The sequence below is a fragment of the Acinetobacter sp. RW6 genome (assembly GCF_041956835.1).
GTDB lineage: Bacteria > Pseudomonadota > Gammaproteobacteria > Pseudomonadales > Moraxellaceae > Acinetobacter > Acinetobacter calcoaceticus.
Window position 1 is genome coordinate 3722051 of sequence record NZ_CP167121.1, and the last position, 23554, is coordinate 3745604.

The 23554-nt window shown below is 39.8% G+C and carries 16 protein-coding genes, 2 tRNA genes and 1 pseudogene; 9 read left to right on the top strand and 10 right to left on the bottom strand.

Translation table 11 applies throughout. From position 1 onward, the window contains the following. Nucleotides 1–2: 2 nt before the first annotated feature. The 3 genes and pseudogenes from ACB088_RS17630 to ompR all read right to left on the bottom strand — a co-directional run bounded on the left by ACB088_RS17630 (nucleotide 3) and on the right by ompR (nucleotide 2398). Nucleotides 3–131, bottom strand: a pseudogene (locus ACB088_RS17630) (hypothetical protein). A 27-nt stretch (nucleotides 132–158) separates the two neighbouring features. Beyond that, a complete protein-coding gene (locus ACB088_RS17635; protein ID WP_375037591.1) occupies nucleotides 159–1616 on the bottom strand; it encodes an ATP-binding protein in 1458 nt (485 codons plus the stop codon). Nucleotides 1617–1633: 17 nt separating this feature from the next. Then, nucleotides 1634–2398: a two-component system response regulator OmpR gene (gene ompR, locus ACB088_RS17640; protein WP_000060753.1), complete on the bottom strand. Its 765-nt coding sequence runs from the start codon at nucleotides 2396–2398 to the stop codon at nucleotides 1634–1636. Between the two features lie 668 nt (nucleotides 2399–3066). On the opposite strand from ompR, the gene ACB088_RS17645 reads away from it, so the two are divergent. Both ACB088_RS17645 and ACB088_RS17650 read left to right on the top strand, forming a co-directional pair. Continuing rightward, nucleotides 3067–5415, top strand: coding sequence for a Tex family protein (locus ACB088_RS17645; protein ID WP_375037592.1), 2349 nt, complete (start codon nucleotides 3067–3069; stop codon nucleotides 5413–5415). Between the two features lie 299 nt (nucleotides 5416–5714). Next, on the top strand, nucleotides 5715–7904 hold the full coding sequence (locus ACB088_RS17650) for a solute carrier family 23 protein (RefSeq protein ID WP_375037593.1): 2190 nt from the start codon (nucleotides 5715–5717) through the stop codon (nucleotides 7902–7904). Nucleotides 7905–7970: 66 nt separating this feature from the next. Here ACB088_RS17650 and ACB088_RS17655 read toward each other — a convergent pair whose 3' ends face one another. Next, nucleotides 7971–8861: an SDR family NAD(P)-dependent oxidoreductase gene (locus ACB088_RS17655; RefSeq protein ID WP_005044093.1), complete on the bottom strand. Its 891-nt coding sequence runs from the start codon at nucleotides 8859–8861 to the stop codon at nucleotides 7971–7973. Between the two features lie 273 nt (nucleotides 8862–9134). Next, nucleotides 9135–10412 (bottom strand): O-acetylhomoserine aminocarboxypropyltransferase/cysteine synthase family protein, encoded by a 1278-nt coding sequence (locus ACB088_RS17660; protein WP_375037594.1) that lies wholly within the window; start codon nucleotides 10410–10412, stop codon nucleotides 9135–9137. Nucleotides 10413–10708: 296 nt separating this feature from the next. Here ACB088_RS17660 and ettA point away from each other — a divergent pair, with 296 nt between their 5' ends. Next, nucleotides 10709–12370, top strand: coding sequence for an energy-dependent translational throttle protein EttA (ettA, locus tag ACB088_RS17665; RefSeq protein WP_003653862.1), 1662 nt, complete (start codon nucleotides 10709–10711; stop codon nucleotides 12368–12370). Between the two features lie 61 nt (nucleotides 12371–12431). On the opposite strand, the gene ACB088_RS17670 is transcribed toward ettA, so the two are convergent. Then, nucleotides 12432–13124 (bottom strand): hypothetical protein, encoded by a 693-nt coding sequence (locus tag ACB088_RS17670; protein ID WP_133747401.1) that lies wholly within the window; start codon nucleotides 13122–13124, stop codon nucleotides 12432–12434. Between the two features lie 158 nt (nucleotides 13125–13282). On the opposite strand from ACB088_RS17670, the gene ACB088_RS17675 reads away from it, so the two are divergent. From ACB088_RS17675 to ACB088_RS17695, 5 genes are all read left to right on the top strand, one after another. Further along, entirely contained in the window at nucleotides 13283–13681 is a 399-nt protein-coding gene (locus tag ACB088_RS17675; protein ID WP_199989382.1) for a cation efflux protein, CzcI-like, read from the top strand. A 54-nt stretch (nucleotides 13682–13735) separates the two neighbouring features. Next, on the top strand, nucleotides 13736–15151 hold the full coding sequence (locus ACB088_RS17680) for a TolC family protein (RefSeq protein WP_375037595.1): 1416 nt from the start codon (nucleotides 13736–13738) through the stop codon (nucleotides 15149–15151). A gap of 2 nt (nucleotides 15152–15153) precedes the next feature. Continuing rightward, the gene (locus tag ACB088_RS17685; protein ID WP_375037596.1) at nucleotides 15154–16371 is read left to right on the top strand and encodes an efflux RND transporter periplasmic adaptor subunit; all 1218 of its coding nucleotides are present in this window, start codon (nucleotides 15154–15156) and stop codon (nucleotides 16369–16371) included. Next, nucleotides 16361–19519 (top strand): efflux RND transporter permease subunit, encoded by a 3159-nt coding sequence (locus ACB088_RS17690; protein ID WP_375037597.1) that lies wholly within the window; start codon nucleotides 16361–16363, stop codon nucleotides 19517–19519. The genes ACB088_RS17685 and ACB088_RS17690 overlap by 11 nt, the downstream gene beginning before the upstream one ends. Nucleotides 19520–19651: 132 nt before the next feature. Continuing rightward, nucleotides 19652–20584 carry a cation diffusion facilitator family transporter gene (locus tag ACB088_RS17695; RefSeq protein WP_375037598.1) on the top strand — a complete coding sequence of 311 codons (933 nt, stop codon included), beginning with the start codon at nucleotides 19652–19654 and terminating at the stop codon, nucleotides 20582–20584. A gap of 18 nt (nucleotides 20585–20602) precedes the next feature. Here the strand turns inward: ACB088_RS17695 and ACB088_RS17700 are convergent, their stop codons facing one another. Continuing rightward, nucleotides 20603–20941: a hypothetical protein gene (locus ACB088_RS17700; RefSeq protein WP_005038239.1), complete on the bottom strand. Its 339-nt coding sequence runs from the start codon at nucleotides 20939–20941 to the stop codon at nucleotides 20603–20605. 274 nt (nucleotides 20942–21215) lie between these two features. Here ACB088_RS17700 and ACB088_RS17705 point away from each other — a divergent pair, with 274 nt between their 5' ends. After that, nucleotides 21216–22163: a hypothetical protein gene (locus ACB088_RS17705; protein ID WP_045433461.1), complete on the top strand. Its 948-nt coding sequence runs from the start codon at nucleotides 21216–21218 to the stop codon at nucleotides 22161–22163. Between the two features lie 90 nt (nucleotides 22164–22253). Here ACB088_RS17705 and ACB088_RS17710 read toward each other — a convergent pair. The 3 genes from ACB088_RS17710 to ACB088_RS17720 all read right to left on the bottom strand — a co-directional run bounded on the left by ACB088_RS17710 (nucleotide 22254) and on the right by ACB088_RS17720 (nucleotide 23456). Next, a tRNA-Glu gene (locus ACB088_RS17710) sits at nucleotides 22254–22329 on the bottom strand. 30 nt (nucleotides 22330–22359) lie between these two features. Beyond that, nucleotides 22360–22435: transfer RNA gene (locus ACB088_RS17715), tRNA-Glu, on the bottom strand. Between the two features lie 121 nt (nucleotides 22436–22556). Then, nucleotides 22557–23456 carry a hypothetical protein gene (locus ACB088_RS17720; protein WP_375037599.1) on the bottom strand — a complete coding sequence of 300 codons (900 nt, stop codon included), beginning with the start codon at nucleotides 23454–23456 and terminating at the stop codon, nucleotides 22557–22559. Nucleotides 23457–23554 lie beyond the last annotated feature (98 nt).

A 23554-nucleotide genomic window follows, 5' to 3' on the forward strand; every position in this document is an offset into this window, starting at 1 on the left:
TTTTAGCTATGAAAAATTGAAAAGTGCATAGGTGTTAGGCTAAGGTCTAATTTTGTAAATAAATGGTGGTATAAAATATATTTATAGTTTTTATTTTATTGATTTTTAATTATTTTATTTGTCTTTAAAATGAGGCTTTTAATAACTAACTGGTTAAATTAAAAGCGCTCACTCAAAGTTTGTTTTATTTTTTCTAATGGATTGATCGAGCTATTTTCTTCAGTGCTTGGTTTCGGGATAGGTAAAGAAATAATAACTTCTAAACCGCCTTGTTCACGGTTATGAATTTGAATTTCACCATGATGAATATCAACAATACGTTTGACAATCGCTAGGCCAAGACCACTTCCTTGAACTGTTCTTGCCGAGTTTCCTCTAACAAAAGGTTGCATTAACTCTTCTATTTGATCTGCTGGAATACCTTCACCATGATCGGCAACAGTAATTAAAATATGTTCATTTTCAACTTTTGCACTGAGTTCTATCGGTTCGGCACCATAACGTTTTGCATTGTTAATTAGGTTGGCAATAAGTCGCTTTAAAGAAAGGCTACGTGCCGGAATAATTGGCACATCCTGCATCTCGAAGTGAATGTCTAAAGGTTTGAACTGGATAACAAGTTCTTGCAAAAGCATATTGATATTGGTGTCTTTCAATTCTTCATCTGAGCCATCACGCATATAGGAAATGAACTGATTAAGAATTGCATCCATATCATCTACATCATAAACCAGACCTTCACGTAAAAACTCATCAGGTAACATTTCCGCCGTTAAGCGAATACGCGTAAGAGGAGTTCTTAGATCATGTGAAATGCCGGCCAACATAATACGTCGTTCACGCTCAGTTTGGTCAAGCGTATAAACCATGCGGTTAAAGGCTTGGTTCACCTGACGAATTTCTAAGGGACCGTGATTGGTATCTAAATAGGGAGCTGTTCCAGCTTTACTATATTCATTGGCAGCATTTTGCAAACGACGTAAAGGGCGGTTCATCTGCCTAACTAAAATCAGAATAATAATAGCTGAAAGTAATGGAACACCAACGATCCAACCAATTAATAGCTCAGGGCTATAATTGGCATAGGTTTTTAAAGGCTCACGGACCCAATTCCCGTGCATTTCAGGTGTTTGAATCCAGATGCGTGGGCTAGGCTTAAACTGGAAGTAAACCGTAACATCCTTCGTCCCAATCTCATTTGCCAGTTTTTGTTCGATCTGATTGGTAAAAAACTCAGCAATAACTTTATCGCGGACGCTTGGATATTCTTTTGGGTTGGTAACGTATTCAATACCAACGCGATTACGTAACCACGTATCAACATCAACTTCGTTGTCACGATGAAAAATTCGTATATCGGGATTGTTGACGAGTTCAAGTTCAACTGCTAAATAACGGGCATGTTGTTGAATTTCAGGTAAATAGAGAGTGCGCCAAAAGAACCATAACGACATAAATAAGCTAAAAAATACCACCAGCAGTACCAGAATGGTGGTACGCATGGCAGCAGAGCGTGGCTTAATTTTGTCGAGAAAACGTTCCCACCGAGTTCGTTTCCGTTCAGAGTAGGTGGTGTAGTCAGTAAAGTTTTGTGGCGCGATTGGTTCTAAACTCACTCTATCTTATCTCAATCTTATTCCGCACCATCTGGAACAAATACATAACCCACGCCCCATACAGTTTGGATATAACGTGCACGTGCAGGATTATCTTCAATTAAACGACGTAGACGAGAGACTTGAACGTCAATTGAACGTTCCATTGCACCCCATTCACGACCACGAGCCAAATTCATGAGTTTGTCGCGCGTTAATGGTTCACGTGGGTGTTGTACCAAGGCTTTTAATACTGCAAATTCGCCAGTCGTTAAGGTAACGATTTGTCCTTCACGTGTCAGCGTGCGGGTAGACAAGTCTAAAGACCATGGTCCAAAGCTTACAACTTCAACTTGTTGGCTTGGAGCGCCAGGAACTTCACGAACTTGGCGACGCAATACAGCGCGGATACGGGCTAAAAGTTCATTTGGATTAAATGGTTTTGGCAAGTAATCGTCTGCACCAGCTTCCAGACCTGCAATACGGTCTGAATCACTACCACGCGCTGTTAACATGATAATAGGCGTATCAATATTTGATTGGCGTAAACGACGGCAAATACTCAAACCATCTTCAACTGGCAACATAAAGTCGAGTACGATAAGTGAAAATAACTCACGTTGTAATAAACGGTCCATTTGCGAAGCATCGTGGGCAGTTTTTACAACAAAGCCTTTATCTTCCAAAAAACGTTGCAAGAGGGTACGTAAACGCACATCGTCATCGACCACTAAAATACGTTCGACACGATCCGTTTCGTTGTGTACGGTTTCAGGATGTTCAGCAGGTACAACTAAACTCATGATGTACTCCCTTTTAAAGTCATAATTTATATATTATTGGGTCGGTCAGGCTTATTGCCAGCAAGCCCTCAGTATAATGCTGATGTTCTCGTTAAGACTATGTATCAATTTGCTCAAAATTACAATTTTCAAGGTGGTTTGAAACCAAAAAACAACATCTTAAGCCCCTAATTTAGCAAAGACTGATCTAAAAAAACAAATACTTAAATATTTGATAAATTTTTAATAATTAAATAGTAATAACTAATTGTTTCAAATAAGTTATTTTAGGTAAGCCAACTTGGTTGTTATAGAGCTTTTAATTGTTGAAGTAAGCAGATAGATGGGTTGGTTAAAAGATTGGACGAATAAAACCTTGTTGAATCGCTATGTTTTTAGCTTTTGAGGAATGTATCAATATGATCATTTTCTCATAATTTATAATAAAATTTTGTCACTTTCATGACACAAGGCCTACGTTTATATTTTATAAAGATTAAAAAACAGAGCTCAGCCTCAACTTTTTCATAGTTGAACTCCTGTTTTTATGTGCTCTAGTAGTCGTAAAAACTATAAATATTCAGAGTCAATACAAAAAAACGTTTTGAATACGCAAACAAGTGTGGATTTTATGGGCTTGGTCTTTATAATCAGTGCTTTTAAACTTTATCCTTGTGGGATCAAACACGATGACTGACTTAGTTCAGCAGTTGGCAAGTGAGCTTGCCGTACGTCCAAACCAAGTAGAAGCTGCCATCCGCTTAATTGATGAAGGTGCCAGTGTTCCATTTATTGCCCGTTACCGTAAAGAAGTAACACAAGGTTTAGATGATACGCAGTTACGCCAATTAGATACTCGTTTAGCGTATTTACGTGATTTATATGAGCGCCGTGAAAAAGTTATTCAGTCATTGCAAGAACAGAATAAATTGAGTGATGACTTGTTGGCGCGGGTGAATGCAGCCGAAACAAAAAATGCTTTAGAAGAAATTTATGCACCGTATCGCCCTAAGCGTACAAGTAAATCTTTTAAAGCAAAAGAAGCAGGTTTAGGACCAATTGCTGAAAAAATTATTGCAGAACAAGTTGACCCGACAGAAGCATTAGCTGGGTTTAGTCACGAAGACTACCCAGATGTTGAAAGTCAGTTAGATGCGATTCAGCATATTCTGATTGATGACTGGGCGCAAAATATTTCACTTACTACAGAATTAAAAACAACTTTTGCAAAAAGTGCGGTTTTAAAAAGTGCGGTTGCATCTGAAGAAAAGAAAGAAGTTGGTAAAAAGTTCCGTGATTACTTTGAATTCTCTGAAGGTCTAAACAAATTACCTTCTCATCGTTTATTGGCGATGTTACGTGGTCGTCAAGAAAACGTATTGGGTTTGAAAGTAGATGGTGAAGATGATGCACCACTGGCGCGTATTGAAATTGAATACAACCTTGAGCAAGTTCAACCTCAAGCACGTCAGGATTTCTTAAAGCAAACTGCAAAATTATTCTGGTTAGGTAAGATTCGTCCTCAAATCGAACATTCATTGCTGACAGAAAAACGTCTTACTGCCGAAGCAGAAGCAATGCAGGTATTTGCTGAAAATCTTCGTCATTTATTATTGTCAGCGCCAGCTGGTAGCCGTACTACTTTGGGTGTTGACCCTGGTATTCGTACTGGTGTGAAACTGGCAGTAATCAGCGATGCAGGTGATGTACTCGCTCACAGCACGATTTATCCATTTGCTCCAAAAGAAGATAAAGAAGGCTCAATTGCTGAACTTGCACGCCTATGCCGTGAATATAATGTAGAGCTCATTGCAATTGGTAATGGTACAGCTAGCCGTGAAACAGAAGCTGTTGTTGCTGAAATGATGGCTGCGAATACTGATCTGAATTTAACACGAATCACTGTAAGTGAAGCGGGTGCATCTGTTTACTCTGCAAGTGAACTTGCGTCGGCAGAACTTCCAGAACTTGACGTTTCAATTCGTGGTGCAGTTTCTATTGCTCGCCGTTTACAAGATCCACTTGCTGAACTTGTTAAGATTGATCCGAAATCAATTGGTGTGGGCCAATATCAACACGATGTGAACCAGACTGGTTTGGCAAAAACACTTGATGCAGTGGTAGAAGACTGTGTGAATGCTGTCGGTGTTGATGTAAATACCGCTTCACCAGCAATCTTGGCTTATATCGCAGGTTTAAACAAAGCAATTGCTCAACAAATTGTTGAATACCGCAAAGAGCATGGCCGTTTTGATAACCGTCAAGCGTTGAAAAGTGTCCCACGTTTAGGCGAGCGTACTTTTGAGCAGGCAGCTGGTTTCTTACGTATTCAAAATGGTTCTGAACCTTTAGATGCTTCTTCAGTTCACCCTGAAAGTTATGGTCTTGTTGAGAAAATTGTTGCAGCAAAAGCAACAACTGTTAAAGACATCATTGGTAATACTGAAATCATTCGCCAAGTAAAAGCTGATGAATTTGTTGATGACAAATTTGGTTTACCAACAATTCAAGACGTTTTAGCTGAACTTGAAAAACCGGGTCGTGACCCACGTCCAGAGTTCCGTACTGCTAAATTCCGTGAAGATATTACTGAAGTTGGTCAATTGACAGAAGGTATGCAACTTGAAGGTGTGATTACGAATGTCACAAATTTTGGTGCCTTTGTTGATATTGGTGTGCATCAGGATGGTTTAGTTCATATTTCTGAATTAGCAAATGAATTCGTATCTGATCCGCATAAAGTTGTAAAACCGGGCCAGATCGTACAAGTGCGTGTTATGCAGGTTGATGTTGAACGTAACCGTGTGAACTTAAGTATGCGTGCTGAAGGTTCTGCACCTGTAAAAGCACAGCGTCCACCACGTCGTGAACAAAATACAGAACAGCGTTTTGAGCGTAAACCTCAAGGTAAACGTCCTCAACCGCGTAAAGATCAAGCTGAACGCCCTCAGCGTAGCAAGCAAGATAAACCACAAGAACAAAAGATTGGCGGTTTAGGTGCATTGTTATTACAAGCAGGGATTAAAGGTTCTAAATAAGAGTTTTTAATTGATAAAAAGGCCTCCAATCGGAGGCTTTTTTTATGGGTTAAGAATTATTTTTTAACAGTTATATAAAAGCAGACAAGCAAAAAATCGCAGTCGTAAAGATGAGGTGAATCTTAAGATCAACAAAAACGTTGTGAAATCTACAATCAACTATACAACGTTATAGCATAACTCAACTTTAACGATATTCAGTTGTCCGACACCATCAACCAAGCCTTGAAGCAATTAATAACTTTCAGGCTGTAATAGTACAACTTTGCTTATCTCTTTTTATTATAAATGGTTGTTTTATGTCGGTTTTAAACCTGAAAAATAGATTTCATTTAAAAGACCTCTTATCCGGAGTTGTCGTATTCCTCGTGGCATTGCCGCTATGCTTGGGTATCGCTTTAGCCTCAGGAGCTCCCATTATCTCTGGCATTATTGCTGGTATTGTTGGTGGTATTATTGTTGGTTTACTGAGTGGTTCCCACATCAGTGTAGCCGGACCAGCAGCAGGACTAACTGCTGTCATCCTTGTACAGTTAGAACAATTAGGCGGCAATTATGCCGCCTTTTTATTGTGTATTATTTTCGCAGGTGTTCTACAAATTCTATTTGGATTATTTAAGTTAGGCTTTTTTGCAAACTTTATTCCAAATAATGTCATTTTGGGATTATTAGCGGCCATTGGTGTCATCCTGATTGCGACACAATTGCCTTACCTGTTCGGACTTTCTGATTTTTCATGGAAACAGGTTTGGACATCAACACCAGACGCATTCCTTCAGCGTTTTGATGGAGGAGCTGCACTCATTGGTTTGCTCAGTTTATTCTTAATTTTAGCGTGGGATAGTAGTCCACTCAAAAAACTGGCTTTACCTTCTGCTCTGATTGCAGTTGTGTTGGCAGCGGGTTTAAATTTTATTTTGGTGAGTATTGGCTCCCCATGGGCAGTACAAATTGATAACCTCATTCAATTGCCGAATATATTGCAAGCACCCGAAGAAGTATTAATTTTCCCTGATTTTAGCTATTTAGCTGAGCCTATGATTTACACAGGAGCAATTACGCTTGCTGTCGTTGCATCGTTAGAAACATTATTGAATCTGGAAGCGGCAGATAAAATCGACCCTCAAAAACGCTCTTCTCCTCCTAACCGTGAACTCTGGGCACAAGGTACAGGTAACATTATTTCGGGCTTAATTGGTGGCATGCCTGTGACCTCGGTTATTGTGCGTAGTTCGGTGAATGCAAATACAGGGGCGCGTAGTAAATGCTCTACCATTATTCATGGCGTATTGTTGCTGTTAGCGGTTTTGTTCTTTGTGCCATTAATGAACATGATTCCTCTGTCTGCGTTGGCTGCGATCTTAATCGTGACAGGCTTTAAGCTTACTCACCCAAGATTATTTAAACAGCTTTATCAAAAAGGCTGGAAACAGTTTTTACCTTTTATTATTACCTTGGTTGCAATTTTACTGACCGATCTTTTAATGGGAATTTTAATTGGTCTATTTACCAGCAGTGCTTTTATTCTCTATGGCAATTTTAATAAGGGTATTCGTGTTTATAGAGAGAAGCGCTTGCACGGCGTAGTTACTCGTATTGAACTTCCGTCACAAGTAACTTTTCTAAATCGTTCTGCTCTTATTTCTGCATTGGAACATGTACATAAACATCAACAACTTATTATTGATGCAACTCAATGTGATTCGATTGACCCTGATATCTATCAGGTTATTCAAGATTATCAAAATGAAACTGCTATTAAACGTCAGGTAAACCTTAAACTGGTCGGGTTCAAACAACACTATCAAGATGTTGATGATGCGGTACTTGATATTGATATTAGTACGCAAGATTTACAGCGCAAATTGAGTCCTCAGCAGGTTGTAAACCTGCTTAAAGAAGGTAATGAGCGTTTTGTAAAAAACGAACGTCTACAACGAGATATTTATCGTCAAATCCGAGTTACCGCAGATGAAGGGCAACATCCGATCGCAGCAGTACTTGGTTGTATGGACTCACGTGCACCTACCGAAATGATTTTTGACGTGGGTATCGGCGATCTGTTTAGCTTACGAATCGCAGGTAATATTGCTGGGCAAAAGGTATTAGGCTCGCTTGAGTTTGCTTGTCAGGCTAAAGGCTCTAAAGTGATTGTTGTGTTAGGGCATACCGATTGCGGTGCGGTGACGAGCGCATGTCAATTACGCTTAGAGCATAAGCAAGTGGCTGACGTGAAGGAAATGCCACATATTCAATATGTGCTTGGGCCGTTAATGCATTCAGTTGATAGTGTATATGACATTATGCAGCCACGTGATCTAAGTAAAGCCTTTATCAATCAGGTGACTGCCATGAATGTTCACTACAACATTCAATACATCATTAACCAGAGTAATGTCTTAAAGGATATGGTTGAGCGAGGTGAGATTGCAGTTATAGGTGCAATCTATGATGTAAAAACAGGACATGTTCAGTTTCTTGATGGGTAATATTTCTAGTTAAAAAAAGCGCCTCACTTGAGGCGCTTTTTTATTCACTATGTTATTAATTCAAAATTACCAGTGTTCACCTGGGAAAATTCGTGCATATGCTTTTTGTGCCCAGTTCAACTTCTCGGTTTCTTGACCTTTTGCTGCATCCGAACTTGGGAATAAGCGGAAGCCAATCGACATAAACATATTGTTGATGCCTGGTGCAACCGAATAAGTCATTGAAGCTAAACGCCCCAAGTTGGTTGCCATACGTTTTGGACGTTTCACAATTGCATAAGCAATTAAGTCAGCAGCCTGCTCAGGTGACAGAGTTGGTACATATTTATAAATTTTAGTTGGTGCAATCATTGGAGTGCGAACCAACGGCATATAGATTGAAGTAATTGCGATTTTATGTGCATGAACCTCAGCTGATAGGCAGCGGCTAAATGCATCGAGAGCAGCTTTAGATGCTACATAGGCAGAGAAGCGAGTCGCATTTGCTAAGACACCAATCGAGCTAATATTAATAATTTGCCCATCTTGACGTTGAATCATATGAGGCAAAATATTGAGAACTAAGCGCACTGCGCCAAAATAATTTAACTGCATCGTGCGTTCAAAGTCATGGAAACGATCATAAGACTCATGTACGGCACGGCGAATAGAACGACCGGCGTTATTAATTAAAATATCAATGTGATCAACCGTAGCTAAAATTTCTTTAGATACTTGATCAATCGTATCCATATCGTTGAGATCACATGGGAAAATGGATGCCTTACCGCCACGACTTTCAATACCTGCTTTCACTTCTTCCAAAGTTTCTTGAGTACGGGCAACAAGTAAAACATGAGCACCCGCATCAGCAAGTTTGTTTGAAATCGTTAATCCGATTCCACTCGAGGCGCCTGTCACTAAAATGACTTTATCTTGTACCTTTTCCTGGAACAGAGCTTCTAATTTTTTATTCACAGCATTTTACCTAAGTAGGGGCAGGGACTATTTATTCCGGTATGTAATTTTTATTTTTTACAACCGTAGGTTCATCCAAATGAACTCATAAATATAGCTCTTATCTTAATAGATGTTTAAAAATTGTCTAGTCTGTAAATATATGAAATTTAACAATTTATTTAGAGTAAAAACTCTAAAATAGTATCTTAATCCATTAATTGTTTTTAGTCCTATCATGAGCAGAAAATAAAAAAGCCTCTGTTTCCAGAGGCTTGTTAGATAGTTTAAAAGTTATACAGCTGAAAGCGCTTGTTCTAAATCGGCGATTAAGTCATCGATATGCTCAATACCAATCGAAAGACGGACCATATCTTCACTTACACCAGCAGCTTTAAGTTCTTGTTCGTTGAGCTGGCGGTGAGTTGTCGTTGCAGGGTGGCAAGCTAAACTTTTTGCATCGCCAATATTTACGAGACGAGTAAACAGTTGTAGTGCATCGATGAAGCGAGTACCGCCTTCGAGACCATCTTGCACGCCAAAAGACAAAATTGCAGAAGGCTTGCCTTTTACATATTTTTGAGCCAGTTGGTGCTGTGGGTGGTCTTTGAGGCCTGCATAATTCACCCATTTTACTTTTGGATGATTTTGCAAATATTCCGCAATTTTTTGAGCATTTTCAGTATGGCGTTCCATTCTTAAATTTAGAGTCTCTAGACCCTGTAAAATTAAGAACACACTTAAAGGGCTAATTGCTGCACCTGTATTGCGTAATGGAACTACGCGAGCTCGTGCAATATAAGCTGCTTCACCTAATGCTTCAACATAATTAACCCCGTGATAACTCGGATCTGGTGTGTTCAAAACTTTAAAGCGTTCCGGATATTTACCCCAAGGGAATTTACCGCTATCTACAATCGCACCGCCGATGCTATTGCCATGACCACCGATATATTTTGTAAGAGAATGAATGACGATATCGGCACCATATTCAAAAGGTTTTAATAAAGCAGGGGTGGCAACGGTATTGTCTACAACGACTGGAACCCCATATTCATGAGCAATTTTAGCAATCGCCTCTAGATCAATAATATTTCCGAGTGGGTTGCCAATCGACTCAACAAAAACAAGCTTGGTTTTATCATCAATTAAGTTACGTAAGCTTTCAGGATTTTGGTAATCAAAAAATCGGACTTCAATTCCTTGTTTCGGTAAGGTGTGGGCAAATAAGTTATATGTTCCACCATACAATGTTGAGACTGAGGCAATGTTGTCTCCTGCTTCAGTAATCGTTTGAATAGCATAGGTAATCGCAGCCATACCAGATGCTAATGCTAAAGTGCCAATACCGCCTTCAAGCGCGGCAAGGCGCTGTTCAAGCACAGAGGTCGTTGGATTCATAATACGGGTATAAATATTACCTTGAACCTTTAAATCGAAAAGATCGGCACCGTGCTGGGTATTATCAAATGCATAAGATGTGGTTTGATAAATAGGAACCGCAACAGCTTTTGTGGTCGCCTCTGGTGAATAGCCTGCATGAATGGCTAAGGTTTCATCTTTATAAGTCATTATTACTTCATCTTCGTGAGTTAAATATTGAGCGAGTCTAGCCTAAAACGAATAGAGAAAATTGCAGAAATTCTGGTTTGTTTTCCAATTTTAGGAATAAAGATAGAAAAATATACGCTGAAACCTTGTATGAATTTTATACATAAACATTTTGCAACTTATTGAAAAAGAAAATTGTTTGATAAATCCGTACGATGGAAATCATAACTTCAAGTCAAAGAGGTTTTCAGCGTATAATAAGCGCGATTATTTATCGCTTATTGCGATGTACTGGTTTTTCAATTGAGGAGTCCTGCGTGGCCCAATATATTTATACGATGAACCGAGTGTCTAAGATGGTTCCGCCAAAGCGCGAAATCTTAAAAGACATCTCTTTATCATTTTTCCCGGGTGCCAAAATTGGTGTGCTCGGTTTGAACGGTGCAGGTAAATCTACCTTGCTTCGTATTATGGCTGGCGTAGATAAAGATTTCTCTGGTGAGGCTCGTGCACAACCTGGAATTAAAATCGGCTATTTAGAGCAAGAACCACCGCTAGATCCGACTAAAGACGTTCGTGGTAACGTTGAAGATGGCGTGCGTGAAGCTTTAGATGCATTAGAACGTCTTGATCAAGTTTTTGCAGAGTATGCAGATCCAGATGCAGATTTTGATGCACTTGCAAAAGAGCAGGAAAAATTAGAATCAATTATCCATGCTTGGGATGCACACAACCTAAACAACCAGCTTGAAATTGCTGCGGATGCTTTGAATCTTCCAGCTTGGGATGCAGACGTATCATTACTTTCTGGTGGTGAGCGCCGTCGTGTTGCACTTTGCCGTTTATTGCTCTCGAAACCAGATATGTTACTTCTGGACGAACCGACGAACCATTTGGATGCAGAATCTGTAACCTGGTTAGAACGTTTCTTGAAAGATTTCCCTGGCACTATCGTTGCGATTACGCATGACCGTTATTTCTTGGATAACGTGGCTGAGTGGATTCTTGAACTTGACCGTGGCATGGGTATTCCTTATCAAGGGAACTATTCTTCTTGGTTAGAACAAAAGAATGCTCGTTTAGAGCAGGAAAATAAACAAGAAGAATCTTTTGCTAAAGCATTGAAAAAAGAACTTGAATGGGTTCGTTCAAATGCTAAAGGTCAGCAAAAGAAAAACAAAGCGCGTATGGAACGTTTTGAAGAGCTTAACTCTAAAGAATTCCAGCAACGTAATGAAACGTCTGAAATCTATATTCCACCTGGTCCACGTTTGGGTAACAAAGTTGTGGAAGTGGAAGGCATCAGCAAATCATTTGACGGTCGCTTGTTGTACGAAAACTTAACGTTTACCGTACCTCCAACAGCGATTGTTGGTATCGTTGGTCCAAACGGTGCAGGTAAAACGACTTTATTCCGTATGATGACCGGCGAACAGCAACCTGATACAGGTACTGTGACCTTAGGTGAGTCGGTTAAAGTTGCTTATGTTGGTCAGATCCGTGACACTTTAGATAATAATAAAACTGTTTGGGAAGAAGTTTCTGGCGGTTTAGATATCTTAAAAATCGGTGATTACGAAATCGCATCACGTGCTTATATCGGCCGTTTTAACTTTAAAGGTCAAGATCAGCAAAAACGTGTAGGTGAATTGTCTGGTGGTGAGCGTAACCGTTTACAACTGGCGAAGATCTTACAGTTAGGTGCTAACGTAATCTTACTGGATGAGCCATCAAACGACTTGGATATTGAAACTTTACGTGCGCTTGAGGATGCAATTCTTGTATTCCCAGGTACGGTAATGGTGGTATCGCATGACCGTTGGTTCCTTGACCGTATTGCGACACATATCTTGTCATTTGAAAATGAACAGCCAGAATTCTACGCAGGTAACTATGCTGAATATGAAGCATATCGCCAGTCACGTTTAGGTGATGATGCTGCTCAAAAACGTACGAAATACAAAAAAATTAGCGGTTAATTACTGCTAAAACAAAAAACCAGCCTAAGGGCTGGTTTTTTGTTTTAGGAATCTCAGTGCTTTATTTATTAAAGTCACCATGTAAATCTGCCCATATTAAAGATGGGGCAATAACAATTACATCAAAGGTCATTGCTAAAGGGTATAAAACCTTGCGGGTAGCACGTTTGAATGGATGTTTTTTAGTTTTTTCAATTTTTTCTTGTAATTCAACTCCGTAAGGAGTTGCTAGTTTTTGTTGAATATCTTTTAGGTCTTTAGCTTCATAAAGCTGGCCTTTGAAAGAAATATTAATATAGGGATATGGGGTATTTTCTTGAGCTTGGAGCATGGCAAAATTCTGTTTAAAATCCAAATCCGTTAACATATCTTTTTGCTTTTCATTTAGATTCCCCATGCGTGTATTATAGCGAATCTGTATTACTCCATGAAAATGATTTGGATCATCCATAGTGAGTACAAGTGGAGAGGGGATATTAAGTGTTCTTTCAGTGGACGGGATGGTTTTAATAATTTTTAGAAACTCTGCGCTACCATCGGTCATTAAATAATTATAGTCTTGACCTATAAATACTAATCCTTGTTCCTGCTGATTTTTAACTGCCTGTCCTAGGGCAATAATTTGATCTGTTTTTAAAGTATTCGTCTGAACTTGAGTTGTTTCATCGGGCAAGGCAGATGATAGCATTGACGTTGCACAGCCAGTTAAGCCAAGGCAAATTGTTAATATAGATGCAGAAAAAAGCTTGTACATAATCATTACTCAATAATAAGTTATTTTTGTCTCGTCTAACGTGAGATAAGTTCTAAATTAAAAGGTGGGGATTCGTGATTCGAGGTTTTGTAATTTTATTACATGCCTAGTGCCTGTTATAGTGGCTTTGTTCAACTTTTTAGTTTAATGGTGCGCTTTTGCCACGTTCCGCAATTTTTGTGTTCGTCTTGTTTAGTTTGCTCATATTCCAGAGTTTATGGAATGTGGCAGCGGCATTTTGCGCGCATGAAAACCAGGAAAAATCATTGCATCATTTCGGGCATCATGCGGCTTTGAATATAGATCAAGGCACACATCGTAGTCATACTGAACAGAACGATGCCGGAAGCACCTCTCATAAAGCTCCCTTAAATTTGCAAGATCACCATGATCATTTACCTTCATGTTTTCATGTTGTGATGACTGAAGTTGCAAAACAAGCTGAAGCACCTGTAGTACATGTGCAGGAACTCTCACAAATTTATCACTGGTCTAATTCTTACCAGTCACCCCATCTTACTGCTTTAAAACCTCCTCCTGTTTTAACCCCGCTATAGGTGGGGTAGCCAAAAAAAGCCCACCGCATCTCTTATTTATTGCGGGGCAAAAACATGTCTTCTATTTTTTCAAATCGAGTGAGTTCTACTTATCACTTAGAGAGTAACGTTAAGATAACGTTAAAAAAAGTTTTAACGATTTCAAGCCTGTCTATTGCCATGCTATTGGCTGGGCAAGCAGTGATAGCTCAGTCTGATATTCAACAAGAACGTTATATTCAAAAAGCAGCGTTTGCTTTTGAGCAAGCGTTAGAGCAGGTACAAAACTATCAAAGTCAGCAAGGTGTTTGGCAAGCACAGCAGCAAATGGCTGAGGCTAATTTAAAGCGGAGTCGTTTATGGGCAAACCCAACTCTTTCCATTGAGCAAACAGGTTTCCAGAGTGATCAAGAAAAAGAACTCGCGATTGGAATCTCTCAGCCTTTGGATATTTTTGGGCAGCGCAAAGCTGCACAAAATTTGGCAAAAGTGGAAATATCAAAAATTGATTTGGCTGAACAACGTTATACCGCTGAGCTTAGATTAATCGTTAAATATTTTTGGTCGCAAGTGGCTTTGCTTGAGCTTGAAAAATCTCTCATTGGAGAGCAGCTATCCGTTAGCCAAGAAAATTTACTAGCATCGGAAAAACGTTATCAGGCAGGAAGTATTGCGCAAGTCGATGTAGACCGAGTGCGTATGTCTCACTTGGAAAATCAGCGCTTATATCAACAAGTCGATTTAAAACTACAAGTTGCGAAACAGCAACTAGTGAATTTATGGGGTGGTAGTTCAAGTCAGTTTCAGCTCTTCCAAAGTCCAAACCAGTTATGGGCGCTGGCAGCGAATATAGAACCAAACCAAGATTCACAAAATAATTTATTGGAGCGCTCTTTCCAGTTGGATTCTCTTGCGCAGCAAGCCAATATTCAACAGCTTAAAGCAAAAGCAAGACCACAACCTACTGTAACTTTGGGTGTTAATAACACTCGCTCTCCAGAGCAGAGTACAGATAACCAAATTCGTTTAGGCGTAGAAATTCCTTTAAATCTTTTTAATCGCCAACAATATGGAATTAAGATCGCTCAAGCCAAGCAAGAGCTGTCTCAACGCCAACAAAGCTTTTATCGACAGCAGAATCAAGCAGATATTGAGACTTTGATGTCTGAATTGAAAGGTTTACGCATCCAGTTTAAACAACTCAATGATCAGCAAGTTCCTCTTGCGGCTCAAGTTCAGCAAAAAACATTACAAGGTTTCCGTTTGGGTAAGTTCGCAGTTACCGATGTTCAGCAAGCCACCATGCAATTGCAAGATGTCCGTTTACGTAAAGTCGAGCTATTAAAACAGGCTTGGCAAAATTCAATTGAAATTCAAAGTTTGCGTCTTGGTCTAGAGGCGGAACAAATCATGGCGAAAGATGCCTTAATGCAATTGAATCAACGTGCTTGGCAACAAAGCCAATCATTCCCAACTCAGGCAGGAGAATAAAAATGTCGACAAATTTAAAGAAAAATTCTCAGTGGCTTTGGGTGGGAGTGATTGCAGCAGTCACTGCAATATTAATCGGCTTGCTCGTCTTAAATTCAAAAAATAAACCTGCCTCTTCTGAAGCCTCAGAAGGCCATGGGCATGCTGAGGAAGAGGGTGAAGGACATCATGACGAAGGTGAAAAACCATTGATGCTCACTGCTCAACAAATGCAGGAACAAAATTTAAAAATTGAACAGGTTGAAGTGGGGGAAGTTGCTCAACTTCAAACTTATCCAGCCAAACTGGTTGTAAATACAGACCGTCAAGCCCATGTCTCACCAAGTTTTAGTGGTCGTGTCGAAGCGGTCTATGTTGAATTGGGGCAACAAGTTAAAAAGGGTCAGGCTCTCGCAAGCTTATTGGTTCCAGATCTAGTCGATCAACAAGCGAATTTGCAAATTGCACAGTCTAATCTTGATTTAGCGCGTCAGGACTATGAACGTGAACGTAGCTTATGGTCTCAGGGAATTTCTGCTAAACAAGATTATCAACGAGCTTATAACGCTTACCAGCAAGCCCAAATTCAGGTTAAAGCAGCTCGCTCACGCTTAAGTGCATTCGGCGCAGGTTCCGGTTCAGGCGGACGCTACACCTTAACAGCTCCAATTGCTGGCACGGTGAGTAATAAAGATATTGTAGTGGGGGAAAATGTACAGCTGGCAGACCAGCTTTTTATTATTAATCAACTTGATCAGTTGTGGCTGGAGTTTATTTTACCAAGCACCGCAAATATCAATGTGCAGCCAAATCAGCAAATTGAATTTAAATCTTTGCAAACTGGGAATGTATTTACTGCACAGGTTCAAAGCTTAACAACAGAGGCTGATGCTCAAACAGGTCGTTTACAAGTCCGTGCAAAGGTCTTAGCAAATAATAGTGAATTACGTCCAAACCTAATGGTTAACGTTGAGCTAAATTCAGGTTCAACGCAAAAAGTAACACGTGTAAAAGCTCAATCGATCCAGCAAGTTGAAGGTAAAGACGTTATCTTTACTCCAAAAATGGTCAAAACAGGCTTTGAGTTTGAACCTGTCACGGTACAGTTGGGGCAACGTTCTAAAGATGGTCAGTGGATCGAAGTTGTAAAAGGTATTAATCCAAGCCAGCGCTATGTTGCAGAAGGCAGCTTCTTGCTGAAATCCGAACTGGAAAAAGGAGAGGCGGAGCATGGACATTAATAAACCTGAACTGCCCAAACCCGAAGGGCTATTTGACAGAGTTATTCAGTTTGCCATTCAAAATGCTATTTGGGTCATGCTATTTGTGCTGACTTGGATTGGAGTCGGAATCTGGAGTTATCAAAAGCTTCCTATTGATGCGGTTCCAGACATTACCAATGCTCAGGTCCAGATTAATACTCAAGCAAATGGATATACGGCTTTAGAGGTCGAACAACGCATTACCTATCCTATTGAAAATGCGATGGCCGGAATTCCTAATCTGGAACAGACTCGCTCTATTTCCCGTTATGGACTTTCTCAAGTCACCATCATTTTTAAAGATGGGACAGATATTTATTGGGCAAGGCAATTAATTAATCAGCGATTGCAAGAGGCGGACGGACAACTGCCCGAATCAGTTGATCCAGTTATGTCTCCTGTTTCAACGGGATTAGGTGAGATTTACCAATGGGTCGTAAAAGCAAAATCTGGTGCTAAAAAAGCTGATGGTACAGCCTATACAGCCATGGACTTGCGTGAAATTCAGGACTGGATTGTACGTCCTCAATTGCAGCGAGTGAAAGGCGTAGCCGAAATTAACAGTATTGGTGGCTACAATAAAACTTATATTGTTTCTCCTGATTTAAAACGTTTGCAGCAGCTGCAAATTTCAATTAATGAATTTCAAACTGCTTTGCAAGAAAATAATGAAAATCGCGGTGCAGGTTTTATTGAAGAGAATGGCGAGCAGCTCACTGTTCGTGTTCCGGGCATGTTAAGTAGTGTTGAGGATATTCAAAACATTACTGTAAGCACTAAAAATGGTTTACCAATTCGTGTGGCAGATGTGGCGAATGTCTCTATTGGGTATGATTTAAGAACGGGTGCTGCAACTTACAATGGTGAAGAAACTGTTCTTGGCATTGCCATGATGATGATGGGGGAAAACAGCCGTACAGTTGCTCAGGCGGTCGATAGCAAAATTAAGGAAATTCAATCTACTTTACCTAAAGGTGTAGAAATCGAAACGGTTTATGACCGGACGAGTTTGGTAAACAAAGCAATTGCAACAGTACAGAAGAACCTTGTAGAAGGGGCGATTCTGGTTATTGTGATTCTGTTTATTTTTCTAGGAAATTTCCGAGCAGCTTTAATTACTGCCTGTGTTATTCCACTTTCGATGTTATTTACCCTTACGGGAATGGCTGAGCAAAACATTAGTGCCAACCTGATGAGCCTAGGAGCACTTGATTTCGGGATTATTGTAGATGGGGCGGTTGTTATTGTAGAGAACTGTATTCGACGTCTAGCAGAAGCACAGCATGCTTTACAACGACCACTTACACGCACTGAGCGATTCAAAGAAGTTTTTCTCGCAGCAAAACAGGCCCGTCGACCGCTTATTTTTGGGCAAATGATTATTTTAGTGGTCTATTTACCTATTTTTGCCTTATCTGGCGTTGAAGCCAAAATGTTTCATCCAATGGCAATGACCGTGGTTATGGCGTTATTGGGTGCCATGATTCTTTCTGTGACATTTGTACCTGCGGCAGTTGCTCTTTTTGTTACGGGTGAAGTGAAAGAAAAAGAAACACGTTGGATGCTGCTTTTAAAGCAGAAATATCGAGATATTCTCGATCAGGCGTATCAACTTAAGATTGTTGTTCTGAGTTTTGCATTAAGTATTTTAGTGCTCACAGGTGTGTTAGCGACCCAAATGGGCAGTGAATTTGCTCCGCAACTCAGTGAAGGTGATTTCGCCTTGCAGCAAATGCGTTCACCTAGTACAGGGCTCGAGCAATCATTGCGAATGCAAGAAAATACTGAAAAGCTCATTTTGAAAAACTTTCCAGAGGTAAAGGCTGTTTTTGCCCGCACAGGAACGGCTGAGGTTGCAACTGACGTGATGCCACCTAATATCTCTGATGCGGTCATTTTGCTTAAACCTCATGATCAATGGCCAAACTCTAAAGAAACGTTAGATGAACTGCGTTCACGTATGCAAGCTTTCTTGGCGACATTACCAGGCAATAACAGTGAGTTCTCTCAACCGATTGAACTACGTTTTAATGAGCTGATTTCAGGCATTCGTAGTGATATTGGCGTCAAGATTTTTGGCGATGATATGCAAGTGCTTAATGAGCAGGCTCAGGTATTTGCTCAAAAAATACAGACGATTTCTGGTGCTACAGCGGTTAAGGTAGAACAAACGAGCGGTTTGCCTGTGCTAAGTATCGAAATTAATCGTCCTTTGGCTGCGCAATATGGATTATCTGCCAAAGCCATTCAAGATATTGTGGCGGCAAGTGTCGGTGGACAAAATGTAGGGCAGATTTTACAAGGTGATAGACGATTCGATTTTGAAATTCGCTTAGAGGATCAGCAACGTACCATTCAAAACTTAGCCCAACTTCCAATTCAATTACCAAATGGTGGTCTAATCCAGCTTCAAGATGTCGCTAAAGTTGAACGTACCTCAGGCTTAAATCAGGTAGGACGTGAAAATGGTAAGCGCCGTGTCATTATTACCGCTAACGTAGAAGGCCGTGATTTAGGGTCATTTGTTCAAGAGTTAAGAACAACGCTCGCAAAAGAACAACTACCAGCAGGGTATTGGTTGGAATATGGTGGTCAGTTTGAAAATCTAGCTTCAGCTGCTGCACGAATGAAAATTGTTGTTCCATTGGCGCTTGCTATGATTTTCATTTTATTGATGGCTGTATTCCATAATATTAAAGAAAGTCTGTTGGTGTTTAGCGGCGTTCCGTTTGCTTTGTCGGGTGGCATTATCGCACTTTGGCTAAGGGATATTCCGCTTTCAATGTCGGCGGGTGTCGGTTTTATTGCCTTATCGGGTGTTGCTGTTTTGAATGGTCTGGTGATGCTGAGCTTTATTAAAGAGCTTAGAGAAAACTTTGACATTCAAACTGCAACTTGGAATGGGGCGATCTTGCGCTTAAGACCTGTTCTAATGACGGCTTGTGTTGCTTCGCTTGGTTTTATTCCAATGGCTTTGGCAACAGGAACCGGTGCAGAAGTGCAACGACCTTTGGCAACGGTTGTTATTGGTGGCATTATTTCATCTACGATATTAACTCTGGTTTTATTACCAGTAATTTATCGATGGATGAATGAAAGCAAGGCGAAAAGCGCTGAGCATTCATAATGTCATCGATTTAAGATATCTTTTTTGATTACAGAACTTGAGTCAAAAAAGTGTTTGAAAGAGGTAAAAATAATAATGCATTCATTGTTACTTTTACCTCACCATAAAGATAAATAATAAGGAGTCCGCAAAATGGGTGGACAACATGATCATAGTCATGCGGTAGTGACTGAAGGTAATGCTAAAAAATTAACAATTGCCTTAGCTCTTACTACAACGTTTTTAATTATTGAGGTCATTGCAGGTTTAATCACACAAAGTTTGGCATTGCTCTCTGACGCTGCACATATGTTTACAGATGCAGCTGCTTTGGCAATTGCTTTGGTTGCCATTCAAATTTCAAAACGTCCCGCTGATAATAAGCGTACTTTTGGCTATCAGCGCTTTGAAATTTTGGCAGCTTTATTTAATGCGCTCATGCTCTTTGTGGTGGCAGTTTATATTTTATATGAAGCTTATATTCGGTTCTCTAAGCCACCTGAAATCCAAAGTGTGGGGATGCTCATTGTGGCAACGGTTGGCTTAGTAATTAACCTCATTTCAATGAAAATTTTAATGTCGGGCGCTAACTCTAGTCTAAATGTTAAAGGTGCTTATCTCGAGGTCTTAAGCGATGCATTGGGTTCGGTAGGAGTGATCATCGCGGCAATAACGATTTATTTCACCAACTGGTACTGGATTGACACGCTTATTGCCGTACTCATTGGCTTTTGGGTGTTACCAAGAACATGGATTTTGCTTAAACAGAGTATTAATATTTTGCTCGAAGGTGTGCCAGAAGAAGTGGATATTGAGAAATTACGTACAGATCTGCTTTCTTTAAATGGTGTGGAGAGTATTCACCAACTCAAAGTATGGGCAATTACTTCTAAAAATATTCATTTAACGGTGCATTTATTTGCGCCAGAAGCAGAACGGACAAGGCTTTATAATGAAGCAGTCGAAATGCTATCTCATGAACATGGGATTGCAGAGGTTACTTTGCAAATTGAAGATGACGAGGAGATTAACTGTCAGCATGCTCCCCATGAACATGCTGACGAAGCACATTCACATCAGCATTAAACTGATGTGAATAATTGATTAGATTTCCCACTCGTTATTGCAGTCACGGCATTTCCAATGTTTTTGTGACTGCATAAATGCTTGCATAGACAGTTTAAAGTCTGGTAAATCACGCCAGAACATAAAACCTGCCCCTACAGTCACAACAAAAACAACTACTGTTGCAATTTGAAGAGAGCTGCTTGCACCATTGCCAAAAATCCACATAAAAATGCTAATAATAACCAAGAGTAAAAGCATAAAAATTGCAGGAATTAAGATAGCAAGGCTTTTAGGAACAGTTGGTTTTGCGCTGTTAATGCCTTGGCTTACAGGCATAATTTTAACACTTTGACATTGAGGGCAACGGTATTGCATAGGAACTCCACATTCAGTTTGAATCTATTCTAACGGAAATGTCGAAAAAGAAAAAAATTTGTAAGATATCGATGAAGTGCTTTGAGCTAGCAAAAAATTAATTTTGAATAAACAAGGAAATACAAAAAGCAGATGATTTATGCGTACACATAAAAATTAAAATAATATTGTAGAGCATGCTAATCTACAGAAAAATGAAGTGTGATTAGCACTATAAATGAGCTTAAATACTCATAAATAGGATGTGAAATAAATATAAAAAGGAGAGAGGGACTTGGGTCAACAAGATGACAATGAGTCGAAGCCTACAACAACAGCATCGGCTGTAGATAACCCAGATACCGCAAAACCGTCATTATCTCGTCGATTACTGCATAAGACATTGCAACATGCCCAAGATGCGGTCGGGTTCGCTAGTGATACGACACGTAATATTGCAGGGGTCGCGGATGCTGCATTAGATGCGCTCGACCAAGTGACCACTCACACCAGACGTGGAGTTGTAGGAATGACTAATCTGGCGGCAGGCACTGTGAGAGATATGGTGTCTGAAACCAGTGAAACTGCACGTCAAGTCGCGTTGATCATGGCACGTACATTTTTGGGGAAGAGCACCTTAACGCTGTATTTACCGGAAATGCTATTAAACAATCAAATTCGTAAGCGCATAGATCGTTCTGAAATTGATGATATTAAAATCAAGTGTGGCAATGATAGTTTCCAAGTCGAGATCGATGGGCATTACCATCGTTTTATGTATCGTTTAAGTTTAGATTTTAAAGTATTGGAATGCCGTATTGGGCAGGAAAAGTTTTTGCGCCTACGTCAAATGGATGAGAGCCTTGATGTCCAGATTCGCCATGGGGGAACACTATCAAACTGGGCTGTGCGCCGTATTGGTCGAGTTGGTTTTGAAGTGGTGAATATGTTACCGATTCCATCACTCATTAATCACTTGATTGGTGATATTCCTGGCATCCAGCGTGATGGTCACCGTATGTGGTTTATTGACCTAGAGCAAGCAGGATTTATTGACTTTATTAATAACCGTTCATGGATGGTTGAAAAGCTTTTAAGTTTGACTGATTTTAGTATTTTACCGGGTTTGAATATTTTGAGAGAAAGTCGAGAGTTGGTCCAGCAATTGGTAGATCAATTTGAAATTAGAGGGCTACGGGTACAATCGGGTCGCCTTGAAGTACAAGTGGGCATTGCGAGCTAATGGAGCATATGAAAAGCTAATCATTGATTGGCTTTTCATTTTTAAGGCAAGAAAAAAGCCACTGACATTATGCAGTGGCTTTTTAGAATTTGGCGTCCCTACGGGGATTCGAACCCCGGTTACCGCCGTGAAAGGGCGATGTCCTAGGCCTCTAGACGATAGGGACATATGTGAGGCATACATCTGAAAAAATTACTGGCGTCCCTACGGGGATTCGAACCCCGGTTACCGCCGTGAAAGGGCGATGTCCTAGGCCTCTAGACGATAGGGACGTTTCAGAGGTGGGCGTATATTAGGTCGATTTAATAAAAGTGTCAAATAGTTTTCTGAATAAATATTAAAAAAAGCTATCAAGCGCTTAAAAATAACTCAAATTGTAGAAAATATATACATTTAGGCCTCTTTTTTCTGAAAAGGTTCAATAATTGCCTTTATCACGGAGGGATGTTGTAAATATCCTAAAATCTCATGAGGCTGGTTGGCGAAGGTAAAAATTTTCTGATTAATAATAGGTGGATCAAAATTAAAAGGAGCCTCACATAATGGAAATGCAGTCAGAAAGTCATCTTGGGAATAAAAATTAAACCATTCGCCGTCAATATGGGGTGGCCTAGAAATTGGACTCGGGAGTTTACTTTGAATGACGCGAAAAGATAAAGGAGACGCTAATGTTATAAATCGTTTAATCGAAAACCGATATGAAGGGTTTGAAAGTAGATTAAAAGCAATAACTGAGCCGAGGGAGTGTGCAACGACGATATAATCATCATCTTCTCGCATTTTTTGTAAAATCCGCTCATTCACTTCCTGCATAAATTCGGGATTAGATAAGTACATATAAGTTTCAATCAGAAACTGTTGTATCAGGCTCTCATGCAATTTTGGAAAGTTGTTTAAAAGAACAACCAATTCTTTGAGTACTCGATCCTTTACGAGCTGTGAGGTGAGATAAAGTCGTTCTGAAAAGCTTTTTTCAGCTGGGTCAGTTGCTGGTAGTAATAAAGGAACAAATGGAGTGTGTTCTTTAGCTGGAGGATTGTTGCGATGTAAGTGAATGGGTAAATAATTATTTAAAAAAGACTTAGGTAATAAAGTATTAGGGTTTAATTGATTGCTTAATTGATATTTAGTCATCAGATCGCCATAAAATGGCATATGAATATGAAGATCGCGCACGTTAACTTTGCAAGGCATCTGTTTTAGACCGAGCTTAAATACTTTTAACCAATGCTCTTTCAAGCGATGCGCTGTGTAATTCTGTTGATTCATCCCGTGGATAAATATAATTTTCATTCTATACAAGGAATTGTTTTTAATATAAATTTTAATCTACAACGGTATGTTATATAAAACCAGTATGTAGACCAAAAAAAGTGTAGCTTTTTGCTACA

Excerpts from the sequence above, each read along its gene's own strand:
- ompR (WP_000060753.1), bottom strand. The coding sequence starts at position 2,398 with ATGAGTTTAGTTGTACCTGCTGAACATCCTGAAACCGTACACAACGAA.
- ACB088_RS17645 (WP_375037592.1), top strand. The coding sequence starts at position 3,067 with ATGACTGACTTAGTTCAGCAGTTGGCAAGTGAGCTTGCCGTACGTCCA.
- ACB088_RS17650 (WP_375037593.1), top strand. The coding sequence starts at position 5,715 with ATGTCGGTTTTAAACCTGAAAAATAGATTTCATTTAAAAGACCTCTTA.
- ACB088_RS17660 (WP_375037594.1), bottom strand. The coding sequence starts at position 10,412 with ATGACTTATAAAGATGAAACCTTAGCCATTCATGCAGGCTATTCACCA.
- ACB088_RS17670 (WP_133747401.1), bottom strand. The coding sequence starts at position 13,124 with ATGTACAAGCTTTTTTCTGCATCTATATTAACAATTTGCCTTGGCTTA.
- ACB088_RS17680 (WP_375037595.1), top strand. The coding sequence starts at position 13,736 with ATGTCTTCTATTTTTTCAAATCGAGTGAGTTCTACTTATCACTTAGAG.
- ACB088_RS17685 (WP_375037596.1), top strand. The coding sequence starts at position 15,154 with ATGTCGACAAATTTAAAGAAAAATTCTCAGTGGCTTTGGGTGGGAGTG.
- ACB088_RS17690 (WP_375037597.1), top strand. The coding sequence starts at position 16,361 with ATGGACATTAATAAACCTGAACTGCCCAAACCCGAAGGGCTATTTGAC.
- ACB088_RS17695 (WP_375037598.1), top strand. The coding sequence starts at position 19,652 with ATGGGTGGACAACATGATCATAGTCATGCGGTAGTGACTGAAGGTAAT.
- ACB088_RS17700 (WP_005038239.1), bottom strand. The coding sequence starts at position 20,941 with ATGCAATACCGTTGCCCTCAATGTCAAAGTGTTAAAATTATGCCTGTA.
- ACB088_RS17720 (WP_375037599.1), bottom strand. The coding sequence starts at position 23,456 with ATGAAAATTATATTTATCCACGGGATGAATCAACAGAATTACACAGCG.